This window comes from Eikenella sp. NML120348, from assembly GCF_001648435.1.
Taxonomy (GTDB): domain Bacteria; phylum Pseudomonadota; class Gammaproteobacteria; order Burkholderiales; family Neisseriaceae; genus Eikenella; species Eikenella exigua.
This window is the reverse complement of the sequence record NZ_LXSP01000001.1, coordinates 445,318-461,852: the sequence shown is the minus strand read 5'-3', so window position 1 is coordinate 461,852 and position 16,535 is coordinate 445,318. Positions and strand designations below refer to the sequence as shown.

General features: G+C 56.2%; 15 protein-coding genes. 11 read left to right on the top strand and 4 right to left on the bottom strand.

All coding sequences use genetic code 11. The features are described 5' to 3' along the window. The first annotated feature begins 117 nt into the window (after window positions 1-117). The 5 genes from A7P99_RS02160 to rpiA all read left to right on the top strand — a co-directional run bounded on the left by A7P99_RS02160 (window position 118) and on the right by rpiA (window position 3,560). Window positions 118-771, top strand: coding sequence for a GAF domain-containing protein (locus A7P99_RS02160; RefSeq protein WP_067686357.1), 654 nt, complete (start codon window positions 118-120; stop codon window positions 769-771). Between the two features lie 51 nt (window positions 772-822). Further along, window positions 823-1,413 (top strand): GTP cyclohydrolase II, encoded by a 591-nt coding sequence (gene ribA / locus A7P99_RS02155; protein WP_067446989.1) that lies wholly within the window; start codon window positions 823-825, stop codon window positions 1,411-1,413. A gap of 67 nt (window positions 1,414-1,480) precedes the next feature. Beyond that, window positions 1,481-1,966 (top strand): 2-C-methyl-D-erythritol 2,4-cyclodiphosphate synthase, encoded by a 486-nt coding sequence (gene ispF, locus A7P99_RS02150; protein ID WP_067446987.1) that lies wholly within the window; start codon window positions 1,481-1,483, stop codon window positions 1,964-1,966. 167 nt (window positions 1,967-2,133) lie between these two features. Beyond that, window positions 2,134-2,772: a hypothetical protein gene (locus A7P99_RS02145; RefSeq protein ID WP_067446985.1), complete on the top strand. Its 639-nt coding sequence runs from the start codon at window positions 2,134-2,136 to the stop codon at window positions 2,770-2,772. Window positions 2,773-2,891: 119 nt separating this feature from the next. Then, window positions 2,892-3,560 carry a ribose-5-phosphate isomerase RpiA gene (gene rpiA, locus A7P99_RS02140; RefSeq protein WP_067446983.1) on the top strand — a complete coding sequence of 223 codons (669 nt, stop codon included), beginning with the start codon at window positions 2,892-2,894 and terminating at the stop codon, window positions 3,558-3,560. A 348-nt stretch (window positions 3,561-3,908) separates the two neighbouring features. Here rpiA and queA read toward each other — a convergent pair whose 3' ends face one another. After that, window positions 3,909-4,940: a tRNA preQ1(34) S-adenosylmethionine ribosyltransferase-isomerase QueA gene (queA, locus tag A7P99_RS02135; RefSeq protein ID WP_067447369.1), complete on the bottom strand. Its 1,032-nt coding sequence runs from the start codon at window positions 4,938-4,940 to the stop codon at window positions 3,909-3,911. Window positions 4,941-5,179: 239 nt separating this feature from the next. Here queA and A7P99_RS02130 point away from each other — a divergent pair, with 239 nt between their 5' ends. Further along, entirely contained in the window at window positions 5,180-7,336 is a 2,157-nt protein-coding gene (locus A7P99_RS02130; RefSeq protein WP_067686351.1) for an AsmA family protein, read from the top strand. A 247-nt stretch (window positions 7,337-7,583) separates the two neighbouring features. Here A7P99_RS02130 and bfr (A7P99_RS02125) read toward each other — a convergent pair whose 3' ends face one another. The 3 genes from bfr (A7P99_RS02125) to tldD all read right to left on the bottom strand — a co-directional run bounded on the left by bfr (A7P99_RS02125) (window position 7,584) and on the right by tldD (window position 10,541). After that, window positions 7,584-8,048 carry a bacterioferritin gene (gene bfr / locus A7P99_RS02125; RefSeq protein ID WP_067446980.1) on the bottom strand — a complete coding sequence of 155 codons (465 nt, stop codon included), beginning with the start codon at window positions 8,046-8,048 and terminating at the stop codon, window positions 7,584-7,586. A 17-nt stretch (window positions 8,049-8,065) separates the two neighbouring features. Beyond that, a complete protein-coding gene (bfr, locus tag A7P99_RS02120; protein ID WP_067446978.1) occupies window positions 8,066-8,530 on the bottom strand; it encodes a bacterioferritin in 465 nt (154 codons plus the stop codon). Between the two features lie 559 nt (window positions 8,531-9,089). Then, window positions 9,090-10,541, bottom strand: a complete 1,452-nt coding sequence (gene tldD / locus A7P99_RS02115; RefSeq protein ID WP_067527954.1) for a metalloprotease TldD — start codon at window positions 10,539-10,541, stop codon at window positions 9,090-9,092. A gap of 445 nt (window positions 10,542-10,986) precedes the next feature. Between tldD and fabI the strand changes: the two genes are divergently transcribed. From fabI to ribD, 5 genes are all read left to right on the top strand, one after another. After that, a complete protein-coding gene (gene fabI, locus A7P99_RS02110; protein WP_067446976.1) occupies window positions 10,987-11,775 on the top strand; it encodes an enoyl-ACP reductase FabI in 789 nt (262 codons plus the stop codon). 167 nt (window positions 11,776-11,942) lie between these two features. Beyond that, complete coding sequence (locus A7P99_RS02105) at window positions 11,943-13,571, top strand: YdgA family protein (RefSeq protein ID WP_067686350.1); 1,629 nt, start codon at window positions 11,943-11,945, stop codon at window positions 13,569-13,571. Between the two features lie 66 nt (window positions 13,572-13,637). After that, window positions 13,638-14,093 (top strand): GCN5 family acetyltransferase, encoded by a 456-nt coding sequence (locus tag A7P99_RS02100; RefSeq protein WP_067446972.1) that lies wholly within the window; start codon window positions 13,638-13,640, stop codon window positions 14,091-14,093. Window positions 14,094-14,132: 39 nt separating this feature from the next. Beyond that, the gene (gene ruvB / locus A7P99_RS02095; protein WP_067446971.1) at window positions 14,133-15,164 is read left to right on the top strand and encodes a Holliday junction branch migration DNA helicase RuvB; all 1,032 of its coding nucleotides are present in this window, start codon (window positions 14,133-14,135) and stop codon (window positions 15,162-15,164) included. Window positions 15,165-15,303: 139 nt separating this feature from the next. Then, a complete protein-coding gene (gene ribD, locus A7P99_RS02090) occupies window positions 15,304-16,395 on the top strand; it encodes a bifunctional diaminohydroxyphosphoribosylaminopyrimidine deaminase/5-amino-6-(5-phosphoribosylamino)uracil reductase RibD (RefSeq protein WP_067686348.1) in 1,092 nt (363 codons plus the stop codon). The last annotated feature ends 140 nt before the right edge of the window (window positions 16,396-16,535 follow it).

Here is a 16,535-nt window from a genome sequence, read left to right as displayed (position 1 = left end):
CCTGAAAATGGCAGCACGGCACAAGAGACAGGGCGGCGATAGCTGGTTGCTATGGCAATGGAAATTGTCATTTGCCCGCTCTGGCAGTATCATTGCCCATTTTTCAGGAAAGCCGCCATGAGCACCGCATTGATTCAAGACTACCTGCGCACCCAAGGCCTGAAACTGCCGGCAGAGGCGGTGCAGATCGCCATGCTCACTGCCAGTAGCGTGATGGCAGCGGGCAGGGCGGAGATTGAGCCGGAAATCCTGTGGTATCGCGGAGCCGACGGCGCATTAGAGCAGCATCTGCCGCGTAACGAGGTGCATCACGCCCGGCTGCGCCAAATCTTTATGGCGCTCGATTCCGCCTATACCGCCAGTCCATGCCGCAGTGCCGCCGTGTATCTGCTGCACACGCCGGGCAGCCTGTTGCACCTGGTGGCACAAGGCGAGCCGTTGGAAAAGCTGCTCTCCGTAGAGCAAGACTTAGAAGCCGCGCACACCGCCCACCTGGCCACGCGCAGCGCACAAACCGGCTGGCTAAACCAAATAGACGACGTCGCCCAATGGCTGCAAAACGGCGACCTCGCCGGCAGCCGACACCGACCCGGCAGCCAGCTGGCCGTGCCGGTATGCGCCGAAAACGGCCGTGTGCTCGGCGTGGTGTATCTTGAGCATGGCCACACCGCCGCCTTCGATGAAGCCGCCCAAAGCATCTGGGTCGGCCTGGCTCTTGCCTTGACCGAACCGCTCGCCGCTTTGTTGCAGCCGGAAGACGCCGTCGAATAAAGGCTACCTGAAAGTTAAAAACAAGCACTCCACACACACCAAACAAGCACCATGACCCCGCTAAAATTCATCGCCTCCTGCCGCCTGCCCACCGAATACGGCATCTTCACCATGCACGGCTTCGAAGAGCCGAGCGGCCAAGAACACATCGCCCTGAGCATGGGCGATATCGCCAACGGCGAGCCCGTACTCTCCCGCATCCATTCCGAATGCCTTACCGGCGACGCCCTGTTTTCACAAAAATGCGACTGCGGCCCCCAGCTGCAAGCCGCCATGCAGGCCGTGCAGCGCGAAGGACGCGGCGTGATTGTGTATCTGCGCCAAGAAGGGCGCGGCATCGGCCTCATCAATAAAATCCGCGCCTATGCGTTGCAAGACCAAGGCCTCGATACCGTAGAAGCCAACCTCGCCCTCGGCCTGCCCGTAGACGCCCGCGATTTCAGCCTGGCCCAAGCCATCTACCAGCACCTCGGCGTTCACTCCATCCGCCTGCTTACCAATAATCCCGATAAAATCAGCAAGATGGAGCAAAGCGGCATTAAAATCACCGAACGTGTGCCACTTTTGGTGGGACAAAACAGCGAGAACACAGGCTACCTGCAAACCAAAGCCGCCAAACTCGGCCATTTGATCGACAACTGATTTTTCAGGTAGCCTCCCGCTCCAAGGCTACCTGAAACCTAAAATCCACCCAACAAAGGCAACTTCCATGACCCTCCGCATCGGACAAGGCTACGACGTCCACCAGCTCGTGCCCGGCCGCCCGCTCATTCTCGGCGGCGTAACCATCCCCTTTGAAAAAGGCCTGCTCGGCCACTCCGACGCCGACGCCCTGCTGCACGCCATCACCGATGCCCTGCTCGGTGCCGCCGCCTTGGGCGATATCGGCACCCACTTCCCCGACACCGCCGCCGAACATAAAGACGCCGACAGCCGCGCCCTGCTGCGCCAAGCCTACGCCGCCGTGCAAGCCCAAGGCTGGCGCGTAGTGAACGTGGACAGCACCATCATCGCCCAGCAGCCCAAACTGCGCCCCCATATCGCCGCCATGCGCGCCAATATTGCCGCCGACTTAGGATTAGCTGAAAACTGCGTCAATATCAAAGGCAAAACCAACGAAAAACTCGGCTACCTCGGCCGCATGGAAGGCATCGAAGCCCAAGCCGTGGTGCTGCTGGAAAAGGCCGTCGGATAAAACCCGAATCCCGCGTATAAAAACAAAAAACGAGCGGCAGAGGCACGGATTTGCCAAGTCGTCCGTTTTTCAGGTAGCCTCAAGCTCCATCAGGCTACCTGAAACCGGATTTTCCCCTCCTTCCTTTTTCAGGTAGCCTCTCTGCCACCAGCCGGAAAGGCCGCACGATGAAATTCACCAATCTCCACCAAAACTTCATCCTCCTCGCCCCGCTCGGCATCAAGCAACACCTTGAAAACCGCGCCTTCTGGCCCGCCTTCATCAACGAAATCAACCCCTTCTCAGGTAAAATCAAAGGAATACCGCGCATCGGTGCCAGTCAGTATGAAGGCAACGGGGAAGTCAAACTCGGCCGCTTATCGTGGCGCGCGGAAAAATTGCAGAAACTTGCCGATAACTACTATCTCAGCACCCAGCCGGAAGCCTTTGAATTTCCCTACTTCTTTGCCAATTTCCCCAGCCCCGTTACCTGTTCCAAGCAAGACACCACACCGGCGCTTACCCTGATGCTGCATGACGCCAGCTACGGCGGCCTGCCGCAGAGCGGCCTGCTGCTCAGCTTTCGCCAAGATTATTTCGACGAACTGGGCGAAACTATTGTGCACGAATTGCTCAACCGCCTCAGCGCGCTGCTGCAAGCCGGTTTGCGCCTGCGGAAACAAACGCAATACGCCTACCCCTACAAGGAGAGCCTTTCCGACGTATGGCAAGACTGCATCATGGATTTATTCCCCACCCATGCCGCCGAGCTGACGAAAAAAGGCTGGGAAATTAAAAAAGATTTTGCCGGCTGGGCAAAGTTCTAAACCCCGTCCGCCAAAGCAAAAGGGCAGGGCGGCCGCATACCCAAACTCCCGCCCGCATAGTAGAATAAGGCTACCTGAAACGAAGCCAAGCCCACCAATCACGCTAACAGGAGAACACTATGTCCGCCCAAGACCAACTCAAACGCACCGCCGCCCAAAAAGCCCTCGAATTCGTGCCCGAAAATGCCTACATCGGCATCGGCACCGGCAGCACCGTAAACTTTTTCATCGAAGAGCTGGCCAATAGCGGCATCCGCATCAAAGGTGCCGTTTCCACCTCCAAAGCCACCAGCGAACTCTTAAAACAACACGGCATTCCTGAAGTGCCGCTCACCGAAGCCACCGAGCTGCCCGTGTATATCGACGGCGCCGACGAAGTCAACCACAGCCTGCAAATGATTAAAGGCGGCGGCGGCGCGCTGTTGGCCGAAAAAATCGTGGCCAGCGCCGCCGAAAAATTCGTCTGCATCGTAGACGAGAGCAAATACGTTTCCCGGCTGGGCAAATTCCCGCTGCCGATCGAAATCATCCCCGCCGCCCGCTCTCTGGTATCGCGCCAGCTGCTCAAATACGGCGGCAGCCCGCAGTTGCGCTTGAATTTCACCACCGACAGCGGCCACAAAATCATCGATGTGCACAATATGCCCATCAACGAGCCGCTCAAACTGGAAGACGAACTCAACCGCATCCCCGGCATTGTCGAAAACGGCCTGTTCGCCCGCCATCCCGCCCACGTACTGATTATCGGCCGGGAGGAAGGCGCAGAAGTGATCAAAATCGGCGGCTGATTGTAGCCGTTTGGCCTGGTCGTGCGGCACAGGACAGGCTACTTGAACATGGCAGCCTTCAGTTTGGAGCGCAAACCTATTCCTTGGCCGAGATAAATGCCCGCACTCCATTGGATATTTCCATATTTCAGGTAGCCTTAAGCGTTCACCAGGCTACCTGAAAACATAAAACTTAAGTGGCGAGATTGTGTATTTGTAGCCAGTTTTATCCGTTGTTTAAACATGAAAAGTTCTACTTTATTAAAATGAATAATATTAAAGTTCACATAATATATATTATGTAAAATTATTATATTGGTATATAGCTTCGGTATTTGTTTATTGCTTTGGTTGTCCATAAATGCGTTTTTAGGAAGCTTCTGATCGGGTGAGCAGCATGGCATCGCCGTAGCTAAAAAAGCGGTATTGTTGCTCGATGGCATGGCGGTAGGCGGCGCGGATGTGCTCGACGCCAGAAAAGGCGCTCACCAGCATCAGCAGGGTGGATTTGGGCAGATGGAAGTTGGTAATCAGGCCGTCGGCTACCTGAAAACGGTAGCCCGGGGTGATGAAAATATCGGTATCGCCCTCGCCTGCTTGCAGGCGGCCGCTTTGGGCGGCGGCTTCCAGGCTGCGCATGGAGGTGGTGCCGACTGCCCATACGCGCTTGCCGTTTGCTTTGGTTTCCGCAATGGCTTCAACGGTTTCAGCGGGGATGCTGTACCACTCTTTATGCATTTTATGTTCGGCAATATTTTCGCTGCGCACAGGCTGGAAGGTACCGGCGCCCACATGTAGGGTAATTTCGGCACGACGGATGCCGTTTGCCTGCAGTTGATCCAACAATTCGGGGGTGAAGTGCAGGCCGGCGGTGGGGGCGGCAACGGCGCCTTGATGTTTGGCGTAAACGGTTTGGTAGTGTTCGTCGTCGGCTGCATCGGCGGCGCGCTCAATATAGGGTGGCAGCGGCAGGCGACCGGTTTGTTCGAGGATTTGGTATACGTTGAGGCTACCTGAAAACCGTAGCTTAAAAAGCTCGCCTTCGCGTTCTTCCATTTGCGCCCGAATGCCGCCGTCAAGTTCCAGCAGGTTGCCGGGCTTGGGCGACTTGGAGGAGCGGATGTGCGCCAGGGCGCAGTGTTCGTCCAATACGCGTTCAATTAGGGCTTCAATGCGACCGCCGCTAGCTTTGTGCCCGAACAGGCGGGCTTTCATTACTTTGGTGTTGTTGAACACGAGTAAATCGCCGGCTTCGAGCAGGTTTGGCAGCTCGGCAAACAGGCGGTCGCATAGGGGGAGGCCGGGGCGGGCATCGAGCAGTCGGCTGCTGCCACGCTGTTTGGGCGGCTGCTGGGCAATTAGGTGTTCAGGTAGGTGGAAATCGAAATCGGCAAGCTGCATGGTGCGGTAGGCAGGCGGAGAAAAGCGGGCATTATATAACCATTTTGCTTGGGTGTTTGGGGGTTGCATTTTCAGGTAGCCTTATATCGGCAGAGGCTACCTGAAAAAATCGGCAAGCGTTTTAAACCGATATTTTCAGATTACCCTTCGCCACCTCTGAAAAAATCGGCTAAAACCCTTGCCAGACGGGCATAAAGCAGCTACCTTTTGTTTGATTTCCTATTGCGTACGGTATTTCGATGAGAAAACAGCTGTATTCCGGCAAAATTTGGAGCAAACTCTGGCTGAAAGCGCTGCTTTTCGGCCTGGTTTTGTTGGTATTGTGGCTGGGTGCATCATTCGGTTTGAGCCGATTGCTCAGTGAAGCCCGCATCCGCCAAACTGCCAACCAAATGCTTGCCGCACAAGGCCAGCAGCTGAATTTTGATGGCCGTCAAATCGAACGCGGCTGGTTCCCCTATCCTTATGTGGTGCTGCACCAAGTGGGATTGAGCCGCACGCAGGAAAACGGCCAAACGCTGAATGCCGAGGCCGTGCAGCTTTCATTTAATTGGTCGGCTTTGTGGGGCGATGTGTCTATCCACAGTCTGCACCTGCAACGCGCCAGCATCAGCGCGCGTCGGCTGGAAAGCGGGCAATGGGAAGTGGCTGGGTTCACTGCTAACCAAGCAGCAAGCAGCACCCTGCCCCGCCATATCGAACTTGATGATTGTTCCCTGCGCCTGCAATACGGCGAACAAAAACAAACCATGCGTCAAGTATCCGGCTTTATCGATCGTGCCGATGAGAACTTCAGCCTCTCTGCCAGCCTGTTTGCCCCGCAGGAATACAGGATACAGGCCTCTGGCGCCTATAGCGGCAGCCACTTTGAACAACTACAAGCCAATCTTGCCGGCTTCCTGCCCAACGGCCAGCCCTTCACCGCCGCCTGGCAAGGCAATGCCGACTATACCGCCGAGCAAAGCCGTCTCAATACCAAAGACGGCCGGCTCAGTATCCAAGTTCCTGCCTGGTCGCTTAATATTGATGGCAATACCCGCAACTGGCAATTCTCCCCCGACAGCGTCGTTTTGCCTGAAACCCACATTGTCTTCAACGTCGACTCAGAAAATGGTCAATCCTCGGCTGAAACCGTGCGGCATAGCGGCAGCGGCAGCATCAACAAAGTTTCCTATCAAAACCGCACCTTAGCAATCGCTGGTTTCCAACTCAGTGGTGCAGTGGAATACGAGCAAGGCAGCAGCGGCTACAGCGCCAACGGCCGCCTCCAAGCACAGCCCGGACATTTTCAAATCGACAACCTCTACCTCAGCACCCGCCACAACGCCGCACCCGGCAGCATGCCCTATCTCTCCGGTCAATGGCATGGCCAAGCCGCCGGTAACAGCGAAAGTTGGAAAGCTGAACTGCAGGGCCGCCTCGACAACAATGAGGGCTACCTGAAAATTTCCGGCAGTTTCAGCGATCAAGGCCACAACATCGAAGCGGCTATCAATCTGAGTAAACTTTCACTCAGCAGCTATCTCGAAACCAAACGCCCTGCCCCTGCCGCCGAAAACACCGCAGCCCCTTTGTGGCTGCAATACTGGCCGCGAGCCCTGCACCACCGCCAAATTCGGCTTACCCTCGATATCGGCATGCTTGAAGGCTCCGGCCTGCAAATCCAAAATTTCCACAGCACCCTGCACCTAGACGCTGAAAAACTTGAAGCCCAAACCATCAAAATGCAGATGTACGATGGCAATGCCGAAGGCAGTGCCGTGTTGCACCACGGCAGCCGCCCCAAATGGGAAGCCGCCATCCGGTTCAACAACATCCAAATCAAACCCCTGCTGCAAGATGCCTTTCGCTTCAACCACCTCAGCGGGCGCGGTAACGCATCCTTCCACCTGGGTGCAGAAGGCCTCAAACGCAGCGAATGGCACACCACCCTTGCCGGACAAGGCAAAATCGTGCTCGACAATGGTGCGTGGCAAGGCATCAACCTTGGCAAAATCCTCAACAAGCCCGACAACCTACCCGCCCAAAACCTGATCCGCTATAACGCCGAGAGCAATACCCCCTTCCGCCATTTCAGCATCGAAGCCAGTGTAGAAAACGGTATGGGCACCACGCCCAGCCTCAGCCTGCAAAGCGACAGCCTCAACCTCAGCGGCCAAGGCAGCTTCGACATTCGAGCCACCACACTCAACTACGCCGTGCTCGCCAGTGTCGGCCAAGATCTCTGGCTGCCGTTAAAAATCAACGGCAGCATCAGCCGCCCCAACTTTGCCCTCGACTACCAACGCATCACTGGCAACCTGCAAAGCCCCGAACAAAAACAACGTGCCCTGCAAAATGTACTGCAACAGCAATGGCAGTGGATACAGAAACTGCCTGAAAATCAACAGCAATAGCTGTCGTGCGTATCTCCAGGCCGCCTGCTTGTTGGCAACAATTTTCAGGTGGCCTCAACCAGCCAAACAAAGGCTACCTGAAAGCATAAGCTTTAACGAAGTTAAAACCTGCGGCGCAATTTTTCAGGTAGCCTTTTACTGGAAGCGAATTGAATTGCACAAAACAGCCTGCTGCTGAAGCGCACAGGCTGTTGCTATTTGGAAAGGGTCTTGCCTAGTTTGGCAGTGGCTTGGTGTTTTAATCCCCTTACGCCCTGAGTTGCAGGTAGTTTTGCAAACCCAAACTTTCCATCAGATCGAGCTGGGTTTCCAGCCAGTCGAGACGTTCTTCGTTTTCGTCTTTCTGTTTTTCCAAAAGCTGACGGGAAACGTAGTCCTGCTTTTCTTCGCATACGGCAATGGCTTCCACCAGTGCCTGGTGTTTGTCTTGCTCTTTTTGCCGGTCGCATTGGATGATTTCTTCGGTGTTTTCGCCAATCAGCAGTTTGCCGAGCTCTTGCAGGTTGGGCAGACCTTCCAGCAGGAGGATACGCTCAATCAGGGCATCGGCTGCTTTCATATCGGTGATGGATTGTTTGTGGAAATAACCGCCCAGCTTTTCCAAACCCCAGTTTTTCAGAATGCGGGCATGCAGGAAATACTGATTGATGGTGATAAGCAGGATGCCCAGGTTTTTATTGAGCTGGCGGATAACTTCGCGATCGCCTTTCATACGTTTTCCTTTCCGTATTACAGCTGGCTTTGCAGGTAGTTCTGCTCGCCGAGCAGGTCGATGAGGCGCAGCTGCTGTTCGAGCCAGTGGGCGTGATCTTCTTCGGTGTCTTTGAGCTGGTTGATCAGCAAATCACGGGTTACGTAGTCTTGTTTTTCTTCGCACAGTTTGATGCCGCGTTTGAGGTTTTCGCGTACTTCGTATTCGGTATCCAAATCGAATTGCAGCATTTCGCGCACGTTGCGGCCGATGCGCACGGGAGCAGGCACCATCTGCGGAGTGCCGCCGATCATGAGGATACGGCGGATGAAATCGGCAGCGTGCTCGGTTTCGTCTTCCATTTCATGGCCGATACGGGCGAAGAGCTTGGTGTATCCCCATTCGTCGTACATGCGGGAGTGGATGAAATATTGGTCGCGGGCGGCGAGCTCACCGGCCAAGAGTTGGTTCATGTAGTCGATAACTTCTTTGTTGCCTTGCATTGTTTTACTCCTGTGGATAAATGGAATGATGCGTGTAATGGCAGCGGTAATATATGCTGTCGTTTCAACCTGGTGGATTATACGCAGCTTGTTGCAAAAATTCTCATATTGCGCTTATTAATGCGAATAATTATCCTGAAAAGTAAGCGATTTCTTTTCAGTATGCAGCAGAAAATTTCAGGAAAATAAAATGGTTAGGCAGCTTAGTTTAGCCAACTGAATCTGCCAATGATTATCAATGGATAAAATATTTACTTTTCTTTGCACTTAATAGTGTGTTTTTTAGGAATTTCATTAGAAACATTGGCTTGTACATATATGATAACTATTGCTATTTCATTAGGCACAACGGGCTATTTGCTGGTCTTGCCTTCTGTATTGGTAAAGGCTACCTGAAAATGGGTTCCTGCGAGGAAAACAGTTTTCAGGTAGCCTTTTGATTTTGAAACTTGGATTAAATACATCTTCATACCAAGCGATGATGCACTAACAGTACAAAAGCAAGATACAACAAAGGCTACCTGAAACCCCTTTCAGGTAGCCTTTGCCGACAAGTCTATCAAGCGGTTTCGCTGCCACCAACAGTTAAGCCGGCATCGATACGCAGCGTGGGCTGCCCCACACCCACAGGCACGCTCTGGCCTTCCTTACCGCACACGCCGATGCCGCTGTCGAGCGCCATGTCGTTGCCGATCATGCTCACGTGTTTGAGCACTTCCGGCCCGCTACCGATGATGGTGGCACCTTTAACAGGGTATTGCAGCTTGCCGTTTTCCACCCACCACGCTTCGGAGGCGCTGAACACGAATTTGCCGCTGGTAATGTCCACCTGCCCGCCGCCGAAGTTCACGGCATACAGGCCTTTTTCGATTGAGGCGATGATTTCTTCCGGCTCGCGGTTGCCGTTTTGCATGAAAGTGTTGGTCATGCGCGGCATCGGTGCGGCGGCGTAGCTTTCGCGGCGGCCGTTGCCGGTTACCGCCATGCCCATCAGCCGGGCGTTGGTTTCGTCTTGCAGGTAGCCGGCCAGGATGCCGTCTTCAATCAGCACGGTTTGTCGGGTAGCATTGCCTTCGTCGTCCAGATTGAGTGAGCCGCGCCGTTGCTCGATATTGCCTTGGTCCACCACGGTTACGCCTTTGGCTGCCACGCGTTCTCCCAAACGGCCGGCAAACGCGCTGGTGCCTTTGCGGTTGAAATCGCCTTCCAGCCCGTGCCCCACGGCTTCGTGCAGCAGCACGCCCGGCCAACCGCTGCCGAGCACCACGGTCATGCTGCCGGCGGGCGCGGGGCGCGATTCCAGGTTCACCAAAGCCTGTTTTACCGCCGCCTCCACATAACTGCGCAGCCGCTCTTCGCTGAAATAATCCAGCCCGTGCCGCCCGCCGCCGCCAAAGCTGCCCACTTCGCGCCGCTCGCCCCGCTTGGCCACCACGGTGATGCTTAAGCGCACCAGCGGGCGGATATCGGCAGCGGTGATGCCGTCCAGCCGAGCCAGATAGATTAAATCGTGTTCGCAAGTCAGCCCTGCCATCACTTGCACAATCCGCGGGTCGGCAGCTTTGGCCAGCTGTTCCACACGGTTGAGCAGCGCCACCTTGGCAGCAGAGTCTAAGCCGGGAATCGGATTGTCCGGTGTGTAGAGTGCAACCTGCTGGCGGCTGGCTGAACCAGCCAGCTTAACCTGCCGCTCCTGCCCCGCTGCACCGATGGTACGTACCGCTTCTGCCGCCTGCCGCAATACGGCCGGGCTTAGGCTGTCGGCATAGGCAAACGCCGTTTTCTCGCCCGACACCGCCCGCACGCCCACACCTTGATCAACCTGAAAACTGCCGGATTTCACCATGCCCTCTTCCAAATGCCAGCTTTCATAGGCGGTGCGCTGGCAGTAGATGTCGGCATAGTCCACTTGGTGGGTGGAAATGGCAGATAAGGCGCGGGCGATTTCGTCTGTGCCCAGTTGGTTGGCATGCAGCAGTTGTACGGAAATGGTGGAGTGCGCTGTGTTCATGGCGTTAAAGGATTGAAAACGAAAGTCGGGCGGCATTATATAACGGTTGGGCAGCAGCTCGTATTTTGTCTGTTGGCAGAATTGCGAAAATAAATCACATTTTAGGAGTATCGATAAAAATATTTCCTATCTAAATATTGATAGCAATTATCGCTTATGTATAATAGCCATGCCCTTTCTTATGGGGCATAGCTGAAGAAGCTATATCTACCCAATTCTACAGGAGTGCGCCTAGCGAAACCAATTGTTTAACATCCCAATATTCAAAACCGAAAAGTTGAAGCCCGCTGCCAAAAACAGCGGGTTTCGGCTGTTCGCAACTCTCGCAAAACAGCTTCGGATTTACTCTGCCAACCTAAATTAAGCTATAATGCCCCGATTTTGAGTGCAGGCTACCTGAAAATCAAGCAGCCTGTACAGACAATTTCCCCTGAGGACAAGAAAAATGGGCTTTTTGCAAGGCAAAAAAATCCTGATTACTGGCATGATTTCCGAGCGTTCTATTGCCTACGGCATCGCCAAAGCCTGTCGCAAACAGGGCGCCGAGCTGGCGTTTACCTATGTGGTGGACAAACTGGAAGAGCGTGTGCGCAAAATAGCGGCCGATTTCGGCTCTGATTTGGTATTCCGCTGCGACGTGCAGAACGACACCGAAATCGAACAAGTATTTGCTGGCCTGGGCAAAAAATGGGATGGTCTCGACGGCCTGGTGCACGCTATCGCCTTCTCGCCCAAAGAAGCTCTCAGCGGCGATTTCTTAGACAGCATCAGCCGAGAAGCTTTTGAAATTTCACACGATGTTTCTGCCTACAGTCTGCCCGCGCTGGCCAAAGCTGCTCGCCCGATGATGCGCAACCGCAACAGCGCCATCCTCGCGCTCACTTATCTGGGCGCCGTGCGTGCCATACCCAACTACAACGTAATGGGCATGGCCAAAGCCAGCTTGGAAGCCGCCATCCGCTTCACTGCCGCCTGCGTCGGCCCCGAAGGCATCCGTTGCAACGGTATTTCCGCCGGCCCGATTAAAACCCTGGCTGCCGCCGGTATCGCTGATTTCGGCCGCCTGCTCAACCACGTTGCTTCGCAAAACCCGCTGCGTCGCAACGTAACCATCGAAGAAGTGGGCAACACCGCCGCCTTCCTGCTGTCCGACCTCTCCTCCGGCATCACTGGCGAAATCACCTACGTGGACGGCGGCTACAGCATCAACGCCCTAAGCGGCACCGGCGCCTAATTTTCCGCCCGATTTAGCCCGTTAAGGGCACACAGGCTACCTGAAAACAATTTTAACGAAAGTAAAAATCCGTTTTCAGGTAGCCTCTTGCTTGCCCAGCACCAAGACAGTGCCCCGTTTTGGTGTTATCCTTGCGCTTTCCTAATATCACGCATTTTGGTTGTTGCATGAAAAAACTCCTTTGGCTGTTCTCCGGCCTCATCCTGCTGCTGGCTGCTCTGCTTCTCGGCGCGCCCTACTATCTTGGCATCAAAGCCGAACAAAGCCTGAACAAACAGCATGAAATCCTAAGCCACACATCCTTCTTGCAAGTCGAATCCCGTCGCTACGAGCGCGGCTGGTTCAATTCGCACGAAACCACCGTGGTGCGCTTCAAGCCCACCTTCCTGGCTCAGCTGCAAGACAAACTGCCCGACAACATTAAAACCATCCTCACCCAGCCCATCACGCTGGAGAGCAACATCAAACACAGCCTGTTTGCCAACGGCAGCATGCCTGTGCGTGCCGTGGTAGACACCGAATTCGTTTTCCAGCCCGAAAGCCGCGAAATACTGCAACGCTTCTTCGGTAGCCAAGCCCCTGCCAGCCTGCGCAACGTGATCCAACTCAACGGCAACGGCCGCCTCACTTGGCAGGTGCCTGCTTTCAAATACCAAGAGCTCTCCGGCATCGCCATTAATTGGCAAGGCCTCGAAGGTAGCACCGACTACGCCAAATACTTCACCGAATACCAAAGCAGCCTGAACAACCCCGGTCTCACCATCACCCTGGCCGACAAAGGCAGCGTTTCCTACAAAAACCTCCAGCTGCACACCGAAACCCGCGAAGGCAGTCACAACCTGGCCCTGGGCAGCAGCAAGCTCACCCTCGGCCAGGTGGAAGTGGAGTGGAAAGACAGCATCAACTACGACATCCGTCTTAACGATGTGCTGAACATGGTGTCCGACCTGCAAATCGGCAGCTTCATCAACCCCTACGGCCAAGTGCCGCCCGCCAAAATCACCCTCAACGACCTGCAAATCGAAACCCGCATGGATCAAGACGGCCGCTGGGTGAACACCGAAGGCAAATTCGGCTTCGCCAAGCTCAACTACGGCAGCGACAACTACGGCCCGCTGGCCATCCATGTGAGCGCCGAACACATCGATGCCGAAAGCCTCGCCGCGCTCAAAACCCGCCGCGACCAGCTCATCACCCAGCGCCTCAGCGACGAGCAAATGCGCGAAGCCCTGCTTGCCGCCCTGCGCAACGAAGCCGCCGGCCTTTTCACCAACGACCCCGTTATCCGGCTCAAACAGTTTGACCTCACCACCCCGCAAGGCATGATCAGCGGCAACGGCGAACTCAAATTCAGCAACCTCACTACCGCTGATTTGAACGACATTGACAAAATGCTCGCCCAAACCGATGCCGATTTCCACATTGCCGTACCGCAGCAAGTGATCGAGCGGCTCACCGTCGCCCAAGCTAAAAACTACATCAGTGTCGATCCCTCCCTACCCGATGCCGACCACGAAATCAAAGAAGCCGTGCGCCTGTGGCTCGACAGCGTGCTCGAAAGCATGGCGCGGCAAGGCTACCTGAAAATCGACGGCAACCAAATCGTGAGCACCCACATCGTCGTGCGCAACAAAACCTTCAGCATGAACGGCAAACGCATCGAATCGCAAGCCGATGAAAACCTGTTGCCCGACAGCTCCCTGCCCGCCGATTCCAGTACCCCGGCCACGCCGGCATCTGCGCCTGCCACCGCCTCGGCCGCTTCCGTCCCGCCGAAGGGCGCATCTGCCCCCTAGCCCAGCAACAGAAGGCTGCCATTTCAGGTAGCCTTCTGATTATTTTCCAAACAAGCACCGCACAAAATGAGCCAATCCCCCTACCCGCCCGCCACCTATCCTGAAAAAGTGGGTATTTACCCTGCCCACTGCCATTCCGGCAGTGGCTATTTCTACGATGACGTGCTCGAATACCGCGTATGGTGCCATCCCGAGCGCGGCGTCCCCGATTTATATGAAGGCGACGACTACTTCCATGCTTTCGCCACCCATGCCGAAGCCCTCGCCTTTGCCCGGCAACAACCCGGCAGCGAAGATCCGCTCGTCCTAGTACGCCAGCAAGAATATATCGACGAACCCCAGCCCGGCACCTTCATCCGCCGTATCGGCGAACGCATCACTGAATGGCTGCCGGAATGGCTGGAAAACAGCCGGCGCCAGCCCGGATCAATCGAAGCCTTCCTCGCCAACAGGCTACCTGAAAGTGATATTTTGGCGAAGCCAAGGCAGAGCTTTTGCGGAGCTAAAACAAAACCGCAATGAAATTAAACCACTAAGGCTACCTGAAACCCCTTCCTCATCATGCTCCACACCGATTCCCTCACCGCCGCCGAACCCGAACGCCTCATCACCGCCCGCCAGATTTCCAGCCAGGAAGAGCAGCTCGAACGCGCCCTGCGCCCCAAAACCCTCGCCGACTACATTGGCCAGGCCAAAACCAAAGAGCAGCTCGGCATCTTCATCCAAGCCGCCAAAAAGCGCGGCGAAGCCCTCGACCATACCCTCCTGTTCGGCCCACCCGGCCTGGGCAAAACCACCCTTGCCCACATCATCGCTAAAGAACTCGGTGTGAACCTGCGCCAAACCAGCGGCCCCGTGCTCGAACGCGCCGGCGACCTTGCCGCCCTGCTCACCAACCTCGAGCCGCACGACGTACTCTTCATCGATGAAATCCACCGCCTCAGCCCCGTGGTGGAAGAAATCCTCTACCCCGCCCTCGAAGACTACCAGCTCGACATCATGATTGGCGAAGGCCCCGCTGCCCGCAGCGTGAAAATCGACCTGCCCCCCTTCACCCTCGTTGGTGCTACCACCCGCGCCGGTATGCTCACCAATCCCCTGCGCGACCGCTTCGGCATCGTCTCCCGCCTCGAGTTTTACAGCAGCGCCGACCTCGCCACCATCGTTTCCCGTTCCGCCGGCCTACTGCAAATGAGCCTCGACGATACCGGCGCCTTCGAAATCGCCCGTCGCAGCCGCGGCACCCCGCGCATTGCCAACCGCCTGCTGCGCCGCGTGCGCGACTATGCCGAAGTGAAAAGCAACGGCCGAGTGGATGCCGCCCTAGCCGATGCCGCCCTGCAAATGCTCGATGTGGACAACGAAGGCCTCGACATGATGGACCGTAAATTTCTCGAAGCCGTGCTGCACAAATTTGCCGGCGGCCCCGTCGGCTTGGACAACATCGCCGCCGCCATCGGCGAAAGCTCCGACACCATCGAAGACGTGATCGAGCCCTACCTCATCCAACAAGGCTTCCTCCAGCGCACCCCGCGCGGCCGCGTGGCCACCGAACGCAGCTACAGCCACTTCGGCCTGCCGTTTAAGCCTTGAAGGCTACCTGAAACCATCGGCATCTTTTTAGCTTCGCAGAAACTTCGCTTTGCTTCGTTTTCAGGTAGCCTTTCTTGCCGTTTAAAGGCTACCTGAAAACCTTATTTACCCCGTTTCCCCTATCCGCCCCTTACTCAAAATGCCCCAATTCTCCCCCGCCGACCACGCCCTGATGCAGCAAGCCATTGCCCTTGCTTGGCAAGGCCGTTTCTCCACTTCGCCCAATCCGCGTGTCGGCTGCGTGATTGCGCAGGGCGGGCAGATTGTCGGCCAAGGTTTCCACCTCAAGGCTGGCGAGCCGCATGCCGAAGTGCGCGCCCTGCGCCAGGCCGGCAGCGCCGCGCAAGGCGCTACCGCCTATATTACCCTCGAACCCTGCGCCCACCACGGCCGCACTCCGCCCTGCGCCGAAGCCCTGAACCGCGCCGGTGTGCGCCGCGTGGTAGCCGCCATGCAAGACCCCAACCCCCTGGTGGCGGGCAAAGGGCTCTCCATGCTTGAAGCCGCCGGCATTCAGGTAGCCTGCGGCCTGATGGAACGCGAAGCGCGGCAGCTCAACCGCGGCTTCCTCTCCCGCATCGAACGCGGCCGCCCGTTTGTGAAGCTGAAAACCGCCGCCAGCCTCGACGGCAAAACCGCGCTTGCCAACGGCCAAAGCCAATGGATTACCGGCGAAGCCGCGCGGCACGATGTGCAGATCCAGCGCGCCGAAAGCTGCGCCGTGCTCACCGGCATCGGCACCGCTCTGGCCGACAACCCGCGCCTCACCGTGCGCGACTTCCCCACCCTGCGCGCCCCGCTGCGCGTACTGCTCGACAGCCGCCTGCGCCTGCCTGCCGGTAGCCATCTGCTCGACGGCAGCGCTCCCACGCTCATCTATACCTTGTCCGACAGCCCCGCGCCCGCCGCCGCCGAAATCTGCCGTTTGAAAGCTGACGCCCAAGGCCGGCTCAACCTGAGTGCCGTGCTGGCCGATTTGGCCGCTCGCGGCATCGGCGAGCTGATGTTGGAAGCCGGAGCCACACTGGGCAGCGCATTTTTGGCGCAGGATTTGGTGGACGAAATCGTCTGCTACCAAGCGCCCAAACTGCTCGGCGGCACGCAATCATCCACCTTGTTCAGGCTACCTGAAAACCCTGCCGCTCTCAGCTGTGAGTCCAATTGGCACACCATAAGCGTCGAGCAGCTGGGTGACGACATCAAATGGGTGCTGCAAAATTGGCGGGGTTGAAATGCCCGCATGTTTGCCGCCATTTGTTTCCATTCTTGTATTATCACTAAGCAGCTAGTGACTGGTTTTGTTGCCATAAGATTTCCTCGCCGGCGTAGTAAGGAAGAAAATAGCTTCAGGTAGCCTTTATGTTGCCGCTC

Bases quoted from the DNA above. Each gene is read 5' to 3' on its own strand.
- A7P99_RS02160 (WP_067686357.1), top strand. From the start codon at position 118: ATGAGCACCGCATTGATTCAAGACTACCTGCGCACCCAAGGCCTGAAA.
- ribA (WP_067446989.1), top strand. From the start codon at position 823: ATGACCCCGCTAAAATTCATCGCCTCCTGCCGCCTGCCCACCGAATAC.
- ispF (WP_067446987.1), top strand. From the start codon at position 1,481: ATGACCCTCCGCATCGGACAAGGCTACGACGTCCACCAGCTCGTGCCC.
- A7P99_RS02145 (WP_067446985.1), top strand. From the start codon at position 2,134: ATGAAATTCACCAATCTCCACCAAAACTTCATCCTCCTCGCCCCGCTC.
- rpiA (WP_067446983.1), top strand. From the start codon at position 2,892: ATGTCCGCCCAAGACCAACTCAAACGCACCGCCGCCCAAAAAGCCCTC.
- queA (WP_067447369.1), bottom strand. From the start codon at position 4,940: ATGCAGCTTGCCGATTTCGATTTCCACCTACCTGAACACCTAATTGCC.
- A7P99_RS02130 (WP_067686351.1), top strand. From the start codon at position 5,180: ATGAGAAAACAGCTGTATTCCGGCAAAATTTGGAGCAAACTCTGGCTG.
- bfr (WP_067446980.1), bottom strand. From the start codon at position 8,048: ATGAAAGGCGATCGCGAAGTTATCCGCCAGCTCAATAAAAACCTGGGC.
- bfr (WP_067446978.1), bottom strand. From the start codon at position 8,530: ATGCAAGGCAACAAAGAAGTTATCGACTACATGAACCAACTCTTGGCC.
- tldD (WP_067527954.1), bottom strand. From the start codon at position 10,541: ATGAACACAGCGCACTCCACCATTTCCGTACAACTGCTGCATGCCAAC.
- fabI (WP_067446976.1), top strand. From the start codon at position 10,987: ATGGGCTTTTTGCAAGGCAAAAAAATCCTGATTACTGGCATGATTTCC.
- A7P99_RS02105 (WP_067686350.1), top strand. From the start codon at position 11,943: ATGAAAAAACTCCTTTGGCTGTTCTCCGGCCTCATCCTGCTGCTGGCT.
- A7P99_RS02100 (WP_067446972.1), top strand. From the start codon at position 13,638: ATGAGCCAATCCCCCTACCCGCCCGCCACCTATCCTGAAAAAGTGGGT.
- ruvB (WP_067446971.1), top strand. From the start codon at position 14,133: ATGCTCCACACCGATTCCCTCACCGCCGCCGAACCCGAACGCCTCATC.
- ribD (WP_067686348.1), top strand. From the start codon at position 15,304: ATGCCCCAATTCTCCCCCGCCGACCACGCCCTGATGCAGCAAGCCATT.